Source organism: Arthrobacter sp. H35-D1 (assembly GCF_030063185.1).
Lineage (GTDB): Bacteria > Actinomycetota > Actinomycetes > Actinomycetales > Micrococcaceae > Specibacter.
The window spans coordinates 1-17,664 of sequence record NZ_JASISP010000013.1; the positions used below are offsets into that span (position 1 = coordinate 1).

Annotated in this window: 12 protein-coding genes and 1 pseudogene; 7 read left to right on the forward strand and 6 right to left on the reverse strand. The window is 62.4% G+C overall.

The features are described from left to right. Window positions 1-151 precede the first annotated feature (151 nt). Together QMG25_RS20565 and QMG25_RS13240 are read right to left on the reverse strand one after the other, a co-directional pair. Window positions 152-571 (reverse strand): ISAzo13-like element transposase-related protein, encoded by a 420-nt coding sequence (locus QMG25_RS20565; RefSeq protein ID WP_502866408.1) that lies wholly within the window; start codon window positions 569-571, stop codon window positions 152-154. A gap of 26 nt (window positions 572-597) precedes the next feature. Then, on the reverse strand, window positions 598-957 hold the full coding sequence (locus QMG25_RS13240; protein ID WP_283460943.1) for a hypothetical protein: 360 nt from the start codon (window positions 955-957) through the stop codon (window positions 598-600). A gap of 162 nt (window positions 958-1,119) precedes the next feature. Between QMG25_RS13240 and QMG25_RS13245 the strand changes: the two genes are divergently transcribed. Together QMG25_RS13245 and QMG25_RS20570 are read left to right on the forward strand one after the other, a co-directional pair. Continuing rightward, window positions 1,120-2,559 carry a GntR family transcriptional regulator gene (locus QMG25_RS13245; RefSeq protein ID WP_283460946.1) on the forward strand — a complete coding sequence of 480 codons (1,440 nt, stop codon included), beginning with the start codon at window positions 1,120-1,122 and terminating at the stop codon, window positions 2,557-2,559. 127 nt (window positions 2,560-2,686) lie between these two features. Beyond that, window positions 2,687-3,449, forward strand: a pseudogene (locus QMG25_RS20570) (transposase family protein). Here QMG25_RS20570 and QMG25_RS20575 read toward each other — a convergent pair. From QMG25_RS20575 to QMG25_RS13260, 3 genes are all read right to left on the reverse strand, one after another. Then, window positions 3,412-3,627, reverse strand: a complete 216-nt coding sequence (locus QMG25_RS20575; protein ID WP_502866406.1) for a PadR family transcriptional regulator — start codon at window positions 3,625-3,627, stop codon at window positions 3,412-3,414. The pseudogene QMG25_RS20570 and the gene QMG25_RS20575 overlap by 38 nt on opposite strands. Window positions 3,628-3,959: 332 nt before the next feature. Then, window positions 3,960-4,712: a hypothetical protein gene (locus tag QMG25_RS13255; RefSeq protein WP_283460950.1), complete on the reverse strand. Its 753-nt coding sequence runs from the start codon at window positions 4,710-4,712 to the stop codon at window positions 3,960-3,962. A gap of 1,000 nt (window positions 4,713-5,712) precedes the next feature. Beyond that, window positions 5,713-11,643, reverse strand: coding sequence for an endo-alpha-N-acetylgalactosaminidase family protein (locus QMG25_RS13260; protein WP_283460952.1), 5,931 nt, complete (start codon window positions 11,641-11,643; stop codon window positions 5,713-5,715). 339 nt (window positions 11,644-11,982) lie between these two features. On the opposite strand from QMG25_RS13260, the gene QMG25_RS13265 reads away from it, so the two are divergent. From QMG25_RS13265 to QMG25_RS13285, 5 genes are all read left to right on the forward strand, one after another. Further along, the gene (locus QMG25_RS13265; protein WP_283460954.1) at window positions 11,983-12,888 is read left to right on the forward strand and encodes an SIS domain-containing protein; all 906 of its coding nucleotides are present in this window, start codon (window positions 11,983-11,985) and stop codon (window positions 12,886-12,888) included. A 269-nt stretch (window positions 12,889-13,157) separates the two neighbouring features. Further along, entirely contained in the window at window positions 13,158-14,111 is a 954-nt protein-coding gene (locus QMG25_RS13270; protein WP_502866407.1) for an ROK family protein, read from the forward strand. Further along, window positions 14,108-15,085 (forward strand): 1-phosphofructokinase family hexose kinase, encoded by a 978-nt coding sequence (locus QMG25_RS13275; protein WP_283460957.1) that lies wholly within the window; start codon window positions 14,108-14,110, stop codon window positions 15,083-15,085. The genes QMG25_RS13270 and QMG25_RS13275 overlap by 4 nt, the downstream gene beginning before the upstream one ends. A gap of 10 nt (window positions 15,086-15,095) precedes the next feature. Then, window positions 15,096-15,935, forward strand: a complete 840-nt coding sequence (locus tag QMG25_RS13280) for a class II fructose-bisphosphate aldolase (RefSeq protein WP_283460959.1) — start codon at window positions 15,096-15,098, stop codon at window positions 15,933-15,935. Window positions 15,936-15,999: 64 nt separating this feature from the next. After that, the gene (locus tag QMG25_RS13285) at window positions 16,000-16,800 is read left to right on the forward strand and encodes a DeoR/GlpR family DNA-binding transcription regulator (protein WP_283460961.1); all 801 of its coding nucleotides are present in this window, start codon (window positions 16,000-16,002) and stop codon (window positions 16,798-16,800) included. On the opposite strand, the gene QMG25_RS13290 is transcribed toward QMG25_RS13285, so the two are convergent. After that, entirely contained in the window at window positions 16,724-17,407 is a 684-nt protein-coding gene (locus QMG25_RS13290) for an SDR family NAD(P)-dependent oxidoreductase (protein WP_283460963.1), read from the reverse strand. The two genes, QMG25_RS13285 and QMG25_RS13290, sit on opposite strands and share 77 nt — an antisense overlap. Between the last annotated feature and the right edge of the window lie 257 nt (window positions 17,408-17,664).

The following is a 17,664-nucleotide window of genomic DNA, read 5'->3' on the forward strand; positions in this document are numbered from 1 at the left end:
AGAAAGTAGTCAGGTCAGGGCATTGAAAGGTAGCGTTGAGCATGAGGGCCTTGCTGTAGAGAACGAGATCTTAGACAATCTGATTCTCTACCAAGGCCCTCACCTCTACCCAATCAACGCTGCACCCGGAATCATCACAGAGCAACCCCGACTACACTCTGCATTCTGAAGAGCCCCATTGTGAGCCAGAAGTAATCCAGAAACCCAAACCAGCCAACCGCAAATTTTCCTTCGCCACTGCGGGGCGAAGCCCCTGCGCAACTGACTTGACACTTTCTGGGAGCCTGTCGTGCAATTTGGCCAACTGTTTTCGGATGGGTGTTTTTTCTGCCGGCAAGGCCCCGCGTCGGCGCAGACCAGCAGCAGCTTGGCGCCGTGGAGGGACCCTGCCGGCCGAGTCCCAGCCGTCGTTGACGGCGGCGTTGTGTGTCCTGAAGGGGTTGGCTTTACCCAACTCCGGGTCGGGAAAGTCCGGCACACTGGTGCGCGCCGGACTTCCGACGGACCGCCAGTTCTTACCGCCATTGGTGAACAGGCCGACGAGTTCCCTTTTCTTCGAGGCGACACTGATGACCGGCTACACCGGCTCTGCTGTTCTCAGGCGGCCATCAGGAGAAGAGTATGCGCAGTAGCTACCTGTTCCGCGGCATCGAGGGGAGAGAGCAGCAGATTATACTGGGTGTCCGTCAATTGCTGCGGGCAGGTGATGGCTAGCTCCGCCAAGTGCAGGGCGGCGACCATGTAGTAGGTTCCTGCTACGCCGCCCAGGCTCTCCACGACCTTCGCCCTAATATGGTTAGCGTCAACCAGATGCGCGCGGCTAACCAGCGCGCGCCGTGCGCTCCTGTGTTCGACATGGCGCTGAACTTTGCGGTCCATTGAAGCCAAGGCGTGGAGCTGCTCCGACGTCCAGATGCGGCCGATAACCCGGCCAGAGTGAGGGGTGCTACTTATCATGACTATCGACTCCTTACATAATGCTTCGAACAGTCAGGGACTCATTGCCCGTTCCTTTTGGTACATTTGACACTAGACCTTTAATGTCACATGTCAATAGACATGTAAGATTAAAGGTTAGTTTCTTAATGTATTATTCACACAGATTCAGGAGCGACGTCCATGGCTAGCTGGAGAGAGCAACTCGCGTTTGCACCCTTGGAGACCTTGGAGCGTGGCGAAGAGATCGGGCGCCGGCTTCGTCATGCGATTGAGCTGGGTGTGCTCGAAGACGGAGCCCAGCTCCCTAGCGAAAGCGATCTGGCGGCAAGGATGTGTGTCTCTACCTTGACGCTGCGTACCGCCCTTGCGGAGCTCCGTCATCTGGGACTTCTTGAAACACGGCGGGGCAAAGGCGGCGGCAGCTTCGTGCGGGCGAACATCGGAGACATTGCCAAAGCTCAGCTGGATGCCCTTGCCGCCTACTCCCTTGAAGACCTGCTCGACATCCGGGAGTATCGCGCCTTCCTGGCCGGATCAGCTGCCACGGCAGCGGCGCGCCGATCGCAGCAGGTCCCCATCGGGCGCCTCGCTTCGATGGCGGCCAGGATCGAGACGGCAGGCACTCCCTCCGAAATGACGCGAGCGGACAGTCGGTTCCACATAGAGCTTGCGGCGACGTCGGGATCCGGCCTTTTCACCCGTCAGGAGATGGCCATGCAGGCTGAAGTGGGGGCATTGGTATGGATCGATAATTCTGGTCAACGATGCACGGCGGGGAAAGCCCACACTTTGATCGTGGACGCTATCCGATCCGGGGACGCCATTCGAGCGCGAGCCCTCGCCGAAGACCATGTGCGCCGGGACATGAACGGCCTCATCGATCTGCGGATGTCCATGGAACCTCCGCCACCGGAGTCGCCGCCTGGGAACGACGACATTGATCGCTTGATTGCAGCCGTCGAATTGTTCGCTGTGAACCTCGAAGGAAACGTGGCCGCGTCGATCAAGACCGTTGAAGAAGCCGTCCAAGCTGATCTTGACCGCGCAAAAAACGGAAAGCTAGACGAGTTGACTAACGTCTACGAGGCGGCCCGCCGGAATCTAACGGGGGCCATACCGGCTGTGTATGGGATGGGTTTCGCGGCCGATCCGTCCTACTTCGGCGAAATGGGCTTCCTCTGGTGCTACATCACCTCGGATCCGGAATCACCGCAGCGGATGGATCTGGATCTGAAGTTCTATGACTACTCAACAGCCCCGTGGTGGCCCGGGAACGACGTTGATGACGAGGCCCACGCCAGTTACGCTTACGTGGACGCTTTCGGGGCCAACGAGTACGTCGTCACCTTCTCCAAGCGAATCATGAAGAAGGGACGGATGGCTGGCGTTGCTGCCGTTGACATCCTCGTTAGAGGCCTCCAAGCTGCATTCGATCCGTTCCTCCGCTCTTTACCGTCAAACACATGCATCGTGGACCAGAACGAAGTCGTTATCGCTACCAACACGGCCAGCCTGGTCGGCGGAATGCTCTCCCAATCCCATCAGATTGAACAGAGAATTGCTCTCCCCTCGGTCCCGTGGAACCTCTGTATAGGTGTAAGTACAGAAACCAGGGATTGAGTTAGGACTGAACAGCGCCAAGAGCTTGTTCCTCGATGAGCAATTCCTAGGTGTGCGGCGTGGCGTAGGCGTTTTGGGGGTGTTCAGAGTCGGTGTATCTACCCGAACGTCGTACTGGGAGGCTCACGTGGACGTGGGTCTGGACACTTTTGCCGCAGCATTCCATGTCGCTGCGGATGATTTATTGAAGGCCCTTCCGGAACGGGTTCCGTACCGGCCCCGGGTCGGGATCAGCCCCAAGGTCTCCGCCGCCGAAGTGATGACGCTGGCGTTGATGCAGGCCCTGCTGGGGTTCATCTCGAAGGCCAGGTGTGCGGCACGCGAAGGAACACTTCCGGGGCATGTTCCCTTGTTTGCCGGGCCCATCCGGGTGCACCTTGCGCCTGGGTCGGTTCGGGGAGTGCATGAAAAAAGCTCATCGCCGCCTTTGGGGAGCGCAATGACATCTGCTGTGATGATGTGTGGGTGGTTGATTCCACCCCGATCGGTTGGGCTCTGACCGGGGCGAAGGGACGACGAACGTCAAACTTGTTTGGACATCCCCGCCAACATCGCGGCCATGAACCGGCTCCCAGCTGGCGGGCACCGACAGGTCATGATCGCAGGACAAGAACTACTTCGGCGCCGACTTTGAAGAAACGATGGGCCAGGCCGGGATCGAGCTCCTGCGCCCTGCCCGCAAGGGCGAGAGAACCCGGCCAGGGGCCCGATTCTTCAAGCCTTGGCGGCAAATCATCGAGTCCATCAATGACATCCTCAAGGGCCAACTCGATCTGGAACTACGCAGTGGAAGAACCCCGGCAGGTGTCATCGCCCGCGTCATCCAACGCCTCCTGGCCATGACCACCGCGATCAGGCACAACTGCCTGCGGCCGTTGGGCGGTAGATAGTTGGCTGCGGCGAGGCGTCCGGCTGTTCGGTACGGACGGCTTCCACCAGCCCCTCCGCTGCCATCCTGTGAAGGGCGCTGTAGAGCGATCCAGGCTTCACGTCGTCCCAGCTGTCAGTCTGGTTGCGTAGCGCGTCCTGACGGATTTGGTAGCCGTGTTTCAGGCCTCCGTCGGCCAATGCACCAGAATGAACAAGCGAACCGGTTTCATGCCGCTAGTCCAACTCGACTAGGTTGATCTGATCGAGTTTGATTGGGGCGTCTGCAAGGGCCCTGGTGGACGCTCTGGCTGGGTCGAAGGCTACAGTGGGTCGTGTCCACCACCCCAAAGAAACGAACCGTGGAGGTATTGAGTTTATTGGTCGTCGTGATCGCGATCGAATTGCTGGTGAACCGTCCGTGGGCAGCGCGATGACTATTGGCGGGAACGCGGCAAAAACCCTGGATACTCGATGGCGGGCCCCGATTCTGAATTACCATGGCAGGCAGGGAACCCTGGCCCGGCCAATTTTTAGGACTGTCGGTCTTCGAGATGTTGGGTGGTTGCCTGACGGGCCAGTTCCACTGCCGTGGCGCTCATCTCGTCCGAGAGTTTCAACACGTCGTACATGCCTTCCACAGCCCGGTCGCCGCTGTGTGCGGTGACGCGGGTCCCAGCGTCGATTTCATCGACACGAAAATAGATGCCGGTCGGGGCTTTCACGTAGCGGGCGGCATCCTTGTGGCGCCATTCCCCGCCCATCCATTCCCGTCCGATCTCGACCCGCACATCCTGGCCCACCGTCGTTGCGCTCAGCCCTGGCTGACGGAATGCTCCAGAAAGGGAATCCAGGGCGACTTCGAGAGACAGCCCGGTGGTCCATTCTTCCTTGTGCCGGAAGCGCTGGGACATGGACCTGAACTGGAGCAGAATCCAGAGCCCAATCATGTTGGGCCACAACGCGGACGTCACAAGGGCCTCAGGTGCGGCGGCGAAACCGAAGACGACTGCACCAGCACCGATGAAGGCAATGGCTACCAGTCCAATTCTCCGCCACCGGCCCGGAATCATTGCCACGGTCTCTGACTTGCCCCGGCCGCTGGCAAGGTAAACGCCCACACCCAAGGTGAATAGCGCCTGGACGCCGTAAAGGAAAATTAGTGGAATCTCGCTCCAACGGACGTGGCCGGAAGCGAAGATCATGAACACCGACAGGGCCGCCAAGGCCATGATGGCCAGTCCGGCACCGGTCCGGATCTTTTTGTCCCGCGCCGTAGGCTGCATGACTATATGTCAGCACGTGACACCGCATTTGTCCACGCACTCCTGAGCCGGTTGTGCGGTGCCGACGACTGCCAGATATTTCATGACTGCAAGGACCAGGAAACGCTGCCCAAAAGTGGAAGGGCCGAACATGCGCGCCCAGCGGAATTGCAATAGTCAATCGGGAGTCGCACGGGTCATGGCAGCCAGTTCATGTCCAAGATGAATTGATGATCGCAGGTCCACTTTTGTCGACATGAGGCTCTGGCTGAGTGAGCATGGTGTTGCCGTTCGTGTTTTCCTCCTTGTGCTTCTCTTTGCCACTTCACTCACTCTTTTGCTTGCTTGGCGAAATAGCCCAACGTTGGCTGTATTCGAAGCCCTCGTGTGGACAGGGATAGTGGGCCTGTGGGAATACTTCACTGCACGCAGACGGAGAAGAACAGCACTTAAGCTCCAAGCGCGCGAAGAAGTCTTGGCATATGTCAGGTGCCCGAAATCACGTCTTGGATCTCTGCTCGGAAGCTGGGACCGGGGTGTCCTCACACGTGGCCCAGGAAAGCTGGAATTTCAACCTGCTGTCAACGACACCTTGGAGCCATCCGGGAGTGCTTCGACTTTCACCGTTTTACACGCGCCTCCTGAGATGCGGATACTCAGTGGGCATGATTCCAAGTACATCGGAGAGTTTGGTTTTCACACAATATTAGTCACCACCGAACGAGAATCAATCGAAATTGCCGCAAGTCCGGCATCTCTTTAGAAGTTCTTGGATGCCGTTCTCCCGCTACGTGAGCCTGACGGGTCGGCGTGGACCGAGCCACGGGAGGACATGCTGCAGCGCCAAAAATAAACACCGGCGTCAAGCATCGCGGCAGGCCAGGGTGTTCCTTTGGTGGCAGCCGGAGTGGCTCGCCATAGGAGCTGCCGAGCAGTCATGGAAACGGCGAGGGCGTTGGGCTTGAATTTCTTCAAGCCCAACGCCCTCGCCGTCGGTGCAGGCCCTTGGGGGCGTTGCGGCCTATCCGTGGTTGCGGCGGCGGCGGACCAGGATGGTGGCCGCTCCGCCAAGCAGTGCAAGGAAGGCGATGCCCAGGATCGGCAGGACGCCGTTGGCGCCGGTGTGGGGGAGTTCTCCCGCTCCGGCGGATGCGCCATTGCCTGCACCGTTGCCTGCACCATTGCCGGCGCCGGCGGTGTTGCCCGGTGCCGTGGTGCTCGGCGTGGTGGTTGCAGGCGGGGTTGCACCCGGTGTCTTGTCCGGGGTTTCGCCCGAGCCGTCACCGGAGCCGTCACCGGAGCCGTCACCGGGGTCTGTGGTGTCGGTCGGCAGAACGGCCACGGCCAGTGAACCTGTCGCATCCAAGCTGTTGGTGTCGGTACCGAACACCACAATCCGGTGCTCACCTGCAGCGGTGCCGGCCGGGATGGTTGTTTCCAGCGTTGCAACACCGGCATCGTTGGCTGTGGCGGTGCCCAGCTCAACGGGTGCCGAATGCAGCTCGGCGCGCAAGGAGCTGCCTGGCTCGAGGCCCGGCACCGTGATGGTGACCAAGTCACCAGCCATCAGCGTGGTTGCCGGCACGTTCAGTGCCGGAACCAGTGTTGCAGCTGCCGGAGGTTCGACGTCGTCGGCTGCCGTGACCACAATGGCCAGGGTTCCCGTCGCTGCCAAGCCGTTGGCGCCCAAGCCGGATGCGGTCAGGGTGGCGTTGCCCGTTGCGGTGCCTTCCGGCACCGTCACGGTGAAGCTTGCCACGCCGTCGTCATTGGCTGTTGCCTTGCCCAGTTCCTTCTCACCGAGGGCGAGTGCGCCCTCTTCGCCAGCCTGGAAGCCGGCAACGGAGATGGTGGCCTCCGTGCCGATCTGCAGTTCACCGGGAGCCGTGATGGCAAGTTCCTGCGGAACTTCCGCTGCCGTCACTGCAAGGTTCGCGGTGCCGGTGGCGGACTGGCCGTTCTTGTCGGTGCCCGTCACGGTCAGCGTGGCTGCCCCGAGCGTTGCATCGGCCGGAATTGCCAGGGTGAACGTGGCAATGCCTGCGTCGTTGGCCACAGCCTTGATGGCTGCACCTTCGCCGAACGTCAAGCTGGCTTCGGAACCGGCCAAGAGATCGGCAACTGTGACCTGGTGCGTGGAGCCCTGCACAACGGCATTGCCGCCTGCAACCGCGGGTTCCAGCGTCAAGGCCGGAACCACGTCGCCGCAGCTGAACTTGGCATCGGCCCAGTCGGCCCATTCGTCGCCGGTGGTGCCGGCGGCCACCACCTTTGCCACGTTGAGGTCAAGATAGTTGACCCCGGTGACGTCGACGGTGAAGGAGTAGCCCTCATCGTCAACTGTCAGCTGCGGTGACTCTGCCAGCTCGGTGCCGTCCCCCACCACGGAGAAGACAACGTTGCCGCGGTGGTCCTTGGTCAGCTTCGCGTCGTCGATGCCGGCCACTGCGGTGAACGTGGTGCACTGGGCGCCGAGGTAGAAGCCGACACTTGAATCGGCGTGTACGCCAAGACCCTTCGGGTACTCCTTGCCGTCGAGGGTGATGGGTGCGCCATCGCCTTCGGCGTCTTCACCATTGTTGGTGTCACGTTCAACCGGTCCCCATTCGTTGACGGGGGTGCCCACAAAGTCCATGTCACTTGCGTACACGTCCTTGGTGGGCGCGGCGGGCGGTGCGCCAACAATGCTGACGTCCACGGAGCCGGCGGCTGCCTTGCCATTGCTGTCGGTGCCTGCGACGTTGATGGTCGCAGCACCGAGCGCTGCATCGGCGGCAACTGCGTAGGTGAAGGCTGCAACGCCGTCGTCGTTGGCTGTTGCCTTGCCCAGCTCGGTGGTGCCGAGCGAGAAGGTTGCCTCGGTGCCGGCCGAAAGATCGCCGACGGTGACGGTGTAGGACTTGCCCTGCTCAAGCGGCCCGTCGGGGTTGACCACGGGGGCCAAATCCAGTGCCGGGGTGGTGTCGGAGCAGCGGAACATGGCCTCGGCCCAGTCCGACCAGTCGTTGCCGTTGGAACCGTTGGGGTCAACCACCAGCTCCACGTACTTGGCACCCTTGAGGTCCACATTGATCGGCACGGCTGCCGAAGCGCCTGTGAGCACGCCGGAGTTGTACAGTTCCTTGCCGTCGCCGAGGACCTTGAAGATGACCGAACCGGCGTTGCCCTGGAAGTCGTCAATGCCGACGACTGCCGTGAACGCGCTGCACTGGCTTCCCACAAAGTACTTCACCTTGGAGGCCGCGTGGACGCCCAGGCCCTTTTCGTAGACCTTGCCGTCAAGGGTGATGGGCGGGCCGTCGAGTGCGCCCGTCTTGCCGTTGGCCATGTCCTTCTCAGCTGGCCCCCAGCCGTTGTCGGGGGTTCCGATCCACTGCATGTCCGAAGCGTAGGTGTCCATGGCCGGCGGATTCGGCAGCGTGTAAACGCCCAGTGTGTTCTCGGCGCTGCGGGCCCCGATCGGGTCCACGGTGGTGGTGTAGGTGGACGTGGCCTTGATGTTGTAGTTGCCGTCGGCGGAGGCCGGTGCCCTTACCTTCCACTTGGTGACAAGCGTTGCACCCGGTGCCATCGAAGCAGCCGTGCTGGGTGTGGTCGCCGTGGCGGTCCAACCGTCCGGCAGCTCAAGGGTTACCTCGGCGCCGCTGACGGCCGCCGGCTCGTTGGAGACCAGCGTGGTGGTGAATTCATTGTCAGTTCCCTGCTCAATGACGTCGGCGGTCTGTGCAATCGAGAGCTGGGCGCAGGCCGGGGTGGACTCGGACTCGCCCAGGTCGCGAATCAGCAAGTTGTCCAAGGACAGGTCTGATTTCGTGGTCCCTGTGCGCAGCAGGCCAACATAGCTCTCGCCACACGCTGATGCGGTGAAGTTCTGCACCCAGCGCGTGGTTTCATGCATCTCCGGGAACGGAGTTGACTGCGTCTGCACGGCACCTCCGGCACCGTCGTAGCCGCCTACCCAAGCGTATTCGTTGGCCTTGGTCGATTGGTAATCGAAGGAAACTTCGTAATCGTGGCCTTGCTTGAACGGCATGGTTGCCGGAGTGGTCCGGTACACCAAGCCACCATTTTCCTCATGCGCATGCAGTGAGAACTCGCCGTCCAAGACGTCGTCCATGACCTTGCCGTTCCAGCCCTTTTGCGTGTACGGGGCGTGGATTGGCGCAAGGTGGGTACGCGGGTCGGTCACGCCGCCGGCGTTGCCCTTCACGAACGGGCCCCAGCCCTGGTCAACGGTTTCGAAGTCTTCTGCCAGCACAGCGTTTTCGGCAGAATCCTGCTTGACGTCGGCTGCCGTGACATGTGCGGTCTTGACCACGCGGACGTCATCGACCAAGACAGGTACTGTGCCCGCGGCCGTGGACATCTTCACCACGGGCTTGTCGCCATCAGCCTGCACATCCACCAAGACGCGGACGCGCTGGGAGAACGTTCTGTTCTTCTGGTCAGCTCCAACCATGTTGAACAAGGAGGACGAGGAGATGGTGTTTGTCACGGCGGGGGAGCCGGGGACCGTGGCGCTGAGCGTGGTCTCGCGCTTGCCGCGCGGGAACTTCTCCTTGCTGTCCAGTGTTGGATCGATCTCAATCCAAGCACTGACGGAGTAGGTGCCCTTGTCCAGCGCACCCAAGGTCTGGCTGATGCTGGAGACGCCCTCGCCCAGGCGGGCGGAGGTGAGTCCCTTGGCGGAACGTTGCAGCGTCACATCGCCTTGCTTGTTCCAAGCCGCAAGGGTGCCGGAGTTGAAACCGGGATCCTGAATGCCGGTTCCATAGCCCCATGCTGTGTCCGCATTGGGGATGACGGTGTCCGTTGCCGAGATTGCCGGGGTGGTGGCAAGTTCGGTGGTCGGCACCAACACGTAGGCCGTGTTGGCCTTGGGCGTCAGGCTGATCTGGCCATCGTTGACGGCCACGTCGCTGACAAACTTGCGGCCCTGGTCGGTGAGCTCATAGAGCTTCAGGGTGTTCTGGTTGGCGAACTCGGGCAGCAGTGTCCAGTTCTGGGCGCCGCCGTCGAGGCTGTAGTTGTACAGCTTGCTCTGCTTGTTGTCGTCGCGTTCGGCAGTTTCGCCAAACTCCACCGCTTCGCTTGACCACGGCAGGAGGTAGTTGTGGCCCTGCAGGACCTTGACGCCGTCCTGGGCGATGACGCGGTTCTCCAGCGTGGTGCCGGTGACGTGCAGATTGTTCTCAAGCGTGATGGCCTCTGGTGTCCAGGTCTTGATTTCCTGCTGCTGGAGGAACTTGGCAGGAACGTTGTTGTCCCAAACGTTCTTCAGGAAGGCGTCGTAGTTGTTCTGCCCCGTCCATCCCTGCCACTCGACAATGTGGGGGGTGCCCAGCCGCGGATCCGGGTTCCAGATGTCGCGCTGGGTGTTCTGCGCAAAGCGCAGGATTTCGGAGTTCCAGCCCTTGTTGTTGGTTCCACCATACTTTTCATCCACGGCCCAGTGGGACCAGGTGTTGTTGCGCACCATGGCGCTGGCGAACTCGGAGGACACGGAGAACCCGTTGTCGATGAGGTTGCGCTGCATGCGTTCGCCGACCCAGCCCGACTCGTAGTACACATCAACGTAGTTGGTGGTCAGGTTGTCATCGGCTGCCTCGTCAAGGCCCTTGATGCGCTGGTTTTGGTTCCCGGAGAGGACATCGTGGCGCTGGTCGATGTAATAGGACTGCTCAAGCCAGTTCCAGCCGTTCTGCGGCGGCTGCTTGATAAACGTGTCGCTAAAGGACTTGGCTTCCGGGTAGGCCTCGGTGTTGTTGATGTGCACGCTGAAGGTTGCCCCGTAGTCCTTGGCCTGCTCCAGCATGGTGTTCATGTCTATAATGCCGCCGGCGCGATCATTCCAGTTCCCGCTGAAGTCTGAGTTGGCTGAGTCGTGGCCTTCCGAGGTGAAACCCTTGAGCAACGAAAACTGGCCCAACCCGTCCGTGGCCAGGGCAATGTGCTTGGCGTCGTCCAAGGTGCGCAGGAACGGGTTGGTGGCCTGGCTGGCAAAGTTGAAGGGAATGTTCTGAACCACGCGGTTCTTCACATCTTCCCAGCCGTGCGGCTTGTACTGGATGTCGCGGGAGGCGATGGCGCCGTCCTGCCAGTTGATGGTGCCGTCGGCGTTGGCGTCGGCCGTGATGATGACTTTGGCCTCGGGGAGGGGCTCCTTTTCATCGGAGCCCTTGGCCCTGTACAGCCAGGCGCCGGAGGAGATGCCCACCTGCTTGGTGCCGGCCTTTTCCTTGACCTGCCGGAAGAACCGGCCGCGCTCTGAGCCGGCGAGCTGGCCATCCTCAGCGGACCAGGCGCCGTCATAGAGCGAGTTGCTCTCAAAGCCCGCAGCCAAGTCGGCGTTGTTGGCAATGGCCACCATGGACGTCTTGGCAGCAGTGTCAACGGGTGTGTCCGAGGTGACGGGTGTGATGGTGTCACCGGACTTGGCACGGTCAACGGAAACCACTGCCGTGGCCAGGGACGCCCCGGCCTCGGCCGATGAGACTGTGACAAGGTCCTGGTCCATGATCTGGATGCGGTTGACCTTGTCGGCGCCGGTTTCCTTGATCTCGGTGACGTTGAACGTCAGGACGTCCTTCTCCACGGCCAGTCTGGCCTTCAGGCTGACGCCGTCCATGCCTGGAACAGCAATGTCGTAGTCCACCGATTTGCGGTCTTCGTTGACCTTGGAGTTCACTGTGACATTTTGGTCCTCGCCGTTGATGCGTATTTTAGTGGCGACGGCGGTGGCGCCGGTCATGGTCTTTTGCCCAAGCGTGTAGTTCAACGCTTGGGGGAACGCGGTGGAGACCTCAACGGAGAGTGTCCCCGAGGTGATCACCGCCGTTCCTTCTGCCGCTGAGGCAGGAATGGCCGCAGCGACGGGAAGGATGGTGCCGGCCATGACTGCGCCGGCGATCCCCATCCCCAACCACTTGCGTTGGTGTCTAGCGAGTGACATCCAGAGCTCCTTGAATAACTTTGTCGCGGGTGTAAGCGGCATTGAGCGCACTTGTTGGGTGATGATGCGAAGCCAGTGCTGTGGGCTTTCATGGGCCACGTCACACTGTTATCGATAACACTAGCGCGTGGAAAGAAAAATAGTGATCTGAAATACAAACATTTCGTCGGTACGGAGCCAGGGCGGAAAAGTGGTCCCTTTGGATAGGCCTCAATGATTGAAGCTGATGTTTTCTAGCCAGATATGATCACAAGGTGTTACTATAAGGTCATAGCTACAACAACTTCAGCAGGCCGTTCCAAGCCCCGCTGACATCCCGAAACAAGGAGTATGCGAAGCATGAGCGAAACTACCGAACTTGGCCCCTTCATGGACGCCGAACTGACAAGCCAGCCCGAAGTATGGGCCCAGGCCATTGCCCAGGCCAAGAGCGAGAACCTGCTGCCGGCCGACGGACAGCGAGTTGCAGTCATTGGCTGCGGCACCTCGTGGTTCATGGCCCAGAGCTACGCCGCGGCCCGCGAATCCGCAGGCAAGGGCGTCACCGACGCATTTGCTGCATCCGAAGCGTTCCTCGGTGCCGATCGCGGCTACGACGCCGTCATTGCCATCACTCGCTCCGGCACCACCACCGAAGTGCTGGAAATCTTGCGGGCCATCAAGGGCACCGTCCACACGGTGGCCCTGGTTGGCGACATCACCTCCCCGATCATGACGCTGGCCGACGCCGTCGTCGAACTTCCCTACGCCGATGAGCAGTCAGTGGTGCAGACCCGCTTTGCCACCACGGCCCTGACCTACCTGCTGACAAGCGTTGGTGTGGACCTCAGTGCAGCCGTCGAGGATGCCAAGTCCGCTGTCGTCGATCCCGTGGAGCAGGAGTTGATCGACGCGGAGCAGTTTACATTCCTGGGCACCGGCTGGACAGTTGGCCTGGCGCACGAAGCCGGCCTGAAAATGCGCGAAGCAGTCCAGGGCTGGACCGAGTCCTACCCGGCCAAGGAATACCGCCACGGCCCCATCTCCATCGCAGCCCCGAACCGCGTCACCTGGATGTTCGGCGAGCAGCCCGAAGGCCTTGACAAGGATGTTGCCAAGACCGGTGCGCTGTACATCAACACCACCACACACCCGCTGGCCGAGCTGGCCCGCGTGCACCGTGTCACCTTGGAGCGTGCCCGCGCCCGTGGCATGAACCCCGACCTGCCGCGCAACCTGAGCCGCTCGGTCATCCTCGCGGACTAATTACGCCGTTTGCCTCCGAGCTGCAGCTAAACTGTCGAGCACCCCGTTTCCTTGCCGAGGCGGGGTGCTCGAGGTTGATACTCCTCCGACCAGCACGCAATGAACCCGCACGCAACAAGGGCATGGGCTGTGCCCGCTGAAAGTAGCCAATTTTTATGAACACTTTGATTGACGGTGCAGACACCAACGGTGCAGGAACAGTTGGTGCTGGTACAGGCAGTGGACGCGTTTCCAGTGCGCAGGATGCCCCCGCAGCGGACGCTCCCACCGTGAACGACGCCGTTCTGGCCTTCGACGTTGGCGGCACCGACATGAAGGTTGGGCTCATCCTGGGCGACGTCGGCCAGGGTGAGGTTGAAGTGCGCGATCTGCAGCGCCACCCCACCCCGCTCAACGGCGACCGGTCCGGGGAAAGCGTGTGCGCCCGAATCGTGGAACTGACCGCTGAATACCGGCAACGCCACCCGCAGCTGACTATTTCAGCAGTGGGCGTCACGGTTCCGGGCATCGTTGACGAGGCCGCAGGGGTGGGCGTGTACTCGGCCAACCTTGGATGGCGGGACTTCCCGTTCGCGGCAACGCTGACCGAGTCGCTGGGACTGCCCGTTGGTTTCGGGCACGACGTCGGCATGGCCGGGGAAGCTGAATTCCAGCTCGGCGCCGCCGTTGGCAAGTCAGACGTCCTGGTCCTGGTGATAGGCACCGGCATTGCCGCCGCCGTGGTGTGCGACGGCAAGCGGGTCGCCGGCGGAGGCTACGCCGGCGAGATTGGCCACGCCATGGTGCCCGGCCCCGACGGCAAGCTTGCCATTATGGAATCCCTGGGTTCCGCCGGCGCCATAGCACGCCGCTACACGGAAGCCACCGGAGAGGCCGTTGCAGGTGCCCGGGAGGTTTTGGAGCGCTCCGCGGCCGGGGACCAGACTGCGAAGACTGTCTGGAACGACGCCGTCGGCGCATTGGCCTTTGGTGTGGCCCAGTGCGTTTCCATTCTGGGCACTGAAACAGTGGTGCTCGGAGGCGGGCTGTCCATGGCCGGCGCCCCGCTTTTTGATGCGCTGGCGGCGCGCGTGGATGAGCTTTTGACGTTCCACCGCCGCCCGCAGTACGTCCACGCAGCCCTGGGCGAAAATGCCGGGCTGATCGGATCGGCGTTGAAGGCCCGCAGCATGGGCGCCACCGAAACCGCCCCCAAAACAGCAGCCGCCGAGGAGCCCGCATGAGCAGCACAGCAGCCAACAATGTTGTCTTAACCGTCACGCCCAATCCGGCCGTCGACGTCACCTACACCGTGGATGGCATCAACTTGGGGTCCTCCCATCGCGTGCCCACGCCGTTGTACCGCGCCGGGGGCAAGGGCTTGAACGTCTCCCGGGTGGCCCACCAGCTGGGGCACCCGACGCTTGCCCTGGCCACCGCTGGCGGCCCGGCCGGTGAGCAGTTCCGCGCTGACCTGGTTGCATCCGGGATGCTGCACCACCTCGTCCCCGTCGCGGCAGCCACGCGGCGCACCATCGCCCTGGTGGACACCGCGGCGGACAACACCACCAGCATTTTCAACGAAGTGGGCCCCGCACTCACCGGCGCCGAATGGCAGTCCCTGGCCGCCGCCGTCGTCGATCACCTGGGCGGCGTGCAGACGTCCGACGGCGTGAGCCGGCCCGGCGTGCTGGTGGGCTCCGGTTCCCTCCCGGACCAGGCGCCGGTCGATTTCTATCCAGCCTTGGTGGCCTTGGCCCACGGTGCCGGTGTGCCCGCCATTATCGACACCTCCGGCAGCGGCATCCTGGCCGCGGCGAAGGCGGGCGCGGACCTGCTCAAGCCCAACAACCACGAGCTGATGGAAGCGGTTGGTGAGAGCGACCTTGTGCTGGCCGCCCGCAAGCTCATGGATCTGGGCGCCAAGCGCGTGCTCGTCAGCGTCGGTGAGGAGGGCATGCTCGCCTTCAGCGCCGACGCACCCACCAGCTACATTCAGGCCAAGCTGCCGGCACCGCTGAGCGGCAACCCCACGGGGGCCGGCGATGCCGCGGTGAGCGCGGCCGCCGTCGCCCTTGCCAACGGGGTGGAGGACCTGCGCGAGATCCTTCGCCGCGCCACGGCCTGGAGCGCCGCCGCCGTGCTCATGCCCGGGGCCGGGGAAATTTCCCCTCGCCACGCCGAACTGGCCGATCAACTCATCATCACAGACCACTAAGGAATTCTTCATGGCTTTGACCAACACCCGCGACATCATGGACCTCGCCGCCAAGGCAGGCATCGGCCAAGGCGCCTTCAACGTCATCCACTTGGAGACCCTCGAGGGCCTCATCGGCGGAGCCGAGGCAGCCGGCCGTCCAGTCATCTTGCAGATTTCCGAAAACTGCGCCAAGTACCACGGGGGACTGGAGCCGGTTGCCTTGGCTTCCCTGGCTGCGGCCCGCAAGGCCAGCGTGCCCGTGGCCGTGCACCTGGACCACGCCGAGGACGAGGACCTGGCCCGTGAAGCAGTGGACTTGGGCTTTGGCTCCATCATGTACGACGGCGCGCACTTCGAGTACGAGCAAAACGTCGAGGTGACCGCCCGTGTTGCGGCCTATGCGCACGAGCGCGGCGTGTACGTGGAAGCGGAACTGGGCAAGGTCGGCGGCAAGGACGGCGCCCATGCCCCCGGCGTGCTGACAGATCCAGCCGAAGCGGCGGCATTCGTGGCGGCCACCGGTGTGGACGCGCTGGCCGTTGCCGTAGGTTCCTCCCACGCCATGACCGAGCGCAGCGCAGCTTTGAACCTTGGCCGCATCGCCGAGCTCAAGGCAGCCTTGGATGTGCCGCTGGTCCTGCACGGCTCCTCCGGTGTTTCGGATGAGAACATTGTGGCCGCGATCGCCGCGGGCATGACGAAGATCAACGTCTCCACACACCTGAACGGCTTCTTCACCCGTGCCGTGCGCGAGTACCTGGATGCCAACCCGGCCGTGGTGGATTCACGCAAGTACCTGGGGGCCGGCCGTGCGGCGCTGATCCCGGAAGTATCACGGTTGCTTTCCTTGTTTGCCCGCGCAGCCTAAGGCAGCGCAGCCCAAAGGCAGAAAACACACACGATGGCCGGCATGGCCGCCCCGGGAGAATCACATGAACAGAACTGAGCGCCTCACCGCGATCCTGGATCTTTTGGCCGCCGACGGCCAGGTGGAAGTTGACGGGATTGTGGAAAAGTTGGGGGTTTCCCCGGCCACGGCACGCCGCGACCTGGACTCCTTGGCCAACGAGCGGCTGCTCACGCGCACCCGCGGGGGAGCCACCAGCGGATCTGTTTCCTATGACCTGCCGGGGCGGTACAACAGGGACGACCACGCTGCCGAAAAGCAGCAAATTGCGCATGCGGCCAGTGCCTTGATCCCGAAGGGTGCGGTGATCGGGTTGTGCGGCGGCACCACCAGCACGGCGCTGGCGCAGGTGCTCTCCACGCGCGAGGACCTCATGGTGCACTCCAACCGCCCCACGTTGACAGTTGTCACGAACGCCATCAACATTGCAGCGCAGCTGGCCATCAGGCCGAACTTCAAGATCATGGTCACCGGCGGCATCGTGAACCCGCGCTCCTACGAGCTGGTGGGCCCCTATGCCGACAGCATCCTGCAGCGGGTGGCGCTGGACTTTGCCTTCATCGGCGTCAATGGCATAGAGCCCGGTGCCGCACCCACCACGAACGACGAGGGTGAGGCGTCGGTGAATTCACGCATGGCACGACGCGCCTCGGAGGCCTACATTCTGGCCGACGCCTCCAAGATTGGCAAGCGCGCCTTTGCCACCATGGAGGAGCACACGTTTCGGAACCTGATCACGGATTCGGCCATCACGGACGAGCAACTCGCGGCGTTCCGGGAAGCAGGCACCAACGTGGTGGTGGCACCCGCACTCGAAAGAATCTGAGACCAGCCCAGCTCCGTAAGGATTTCTTCGGGAGTGCTGCCGGCACCACCACCTCAGTCTCGGCAACCGGCAGCCGTTCCTTCATCGTCGCGGGCAGCCCATCTGGTCCGAAGAGGTGCGTGTCCACCATCCCGCCCGGGGACAGAACGTTCACCCGGATGCTGTTCTCCGCCTGTTCCGCCGCCGCGATCGCGACGAGCGCGTTCACGCCTGCCTTGCTGACGGCCAGAATTCCGCCGCCGGAACCAGGCCGTGAGCCAAGCTCGGAGCCGATGGCACTGAAACTACCCCCGCGACTCATCCGGGGAAACGCCGCCGTCATCGTCAGCCACACCCCGAAGGTGTGCACCTCCAATATTCTCAGCGCCACGGCGGCAGTGTACGACTCGAGCCTGGACATTCGCGCCGATACGTCGAGACTGGACGCAGCCACGCCAGCATTGGCTATCACCACATCGAGTCCGCCCAGCTTCGCTACCACGCGCTCAAACGCCAACTCCATCTCGGCCTCGGCCGTCACATCCGTCACCACGCGAAGGACCTGGACGGCACCCGCCTCACGGCACAGTGCCGAGACCTGCTCCAGATCCGCTTCGGTGCGCGCCAACTACGCCACGCTCGCACCGGCTCGGGCCAAGCCCACTGCAATGGCTTTGCCGATGCCACGGCTGGCGCCCGTGACGGCGGCCACGTTCCCGCTCAGTTGCTGCATTGTTCCGTCGACCCCGATTCATCTCGTGCATGGCCACACGTCGATTCTCCTCCCCGGCGCCCCGAGATGAAACGATCCGACGGAAATGACCCCTGTCAGGCCCGCTTGCGCTGTTTCGGAGAGCGCTGCCCCGACGGTCGGATCCGGGTAAA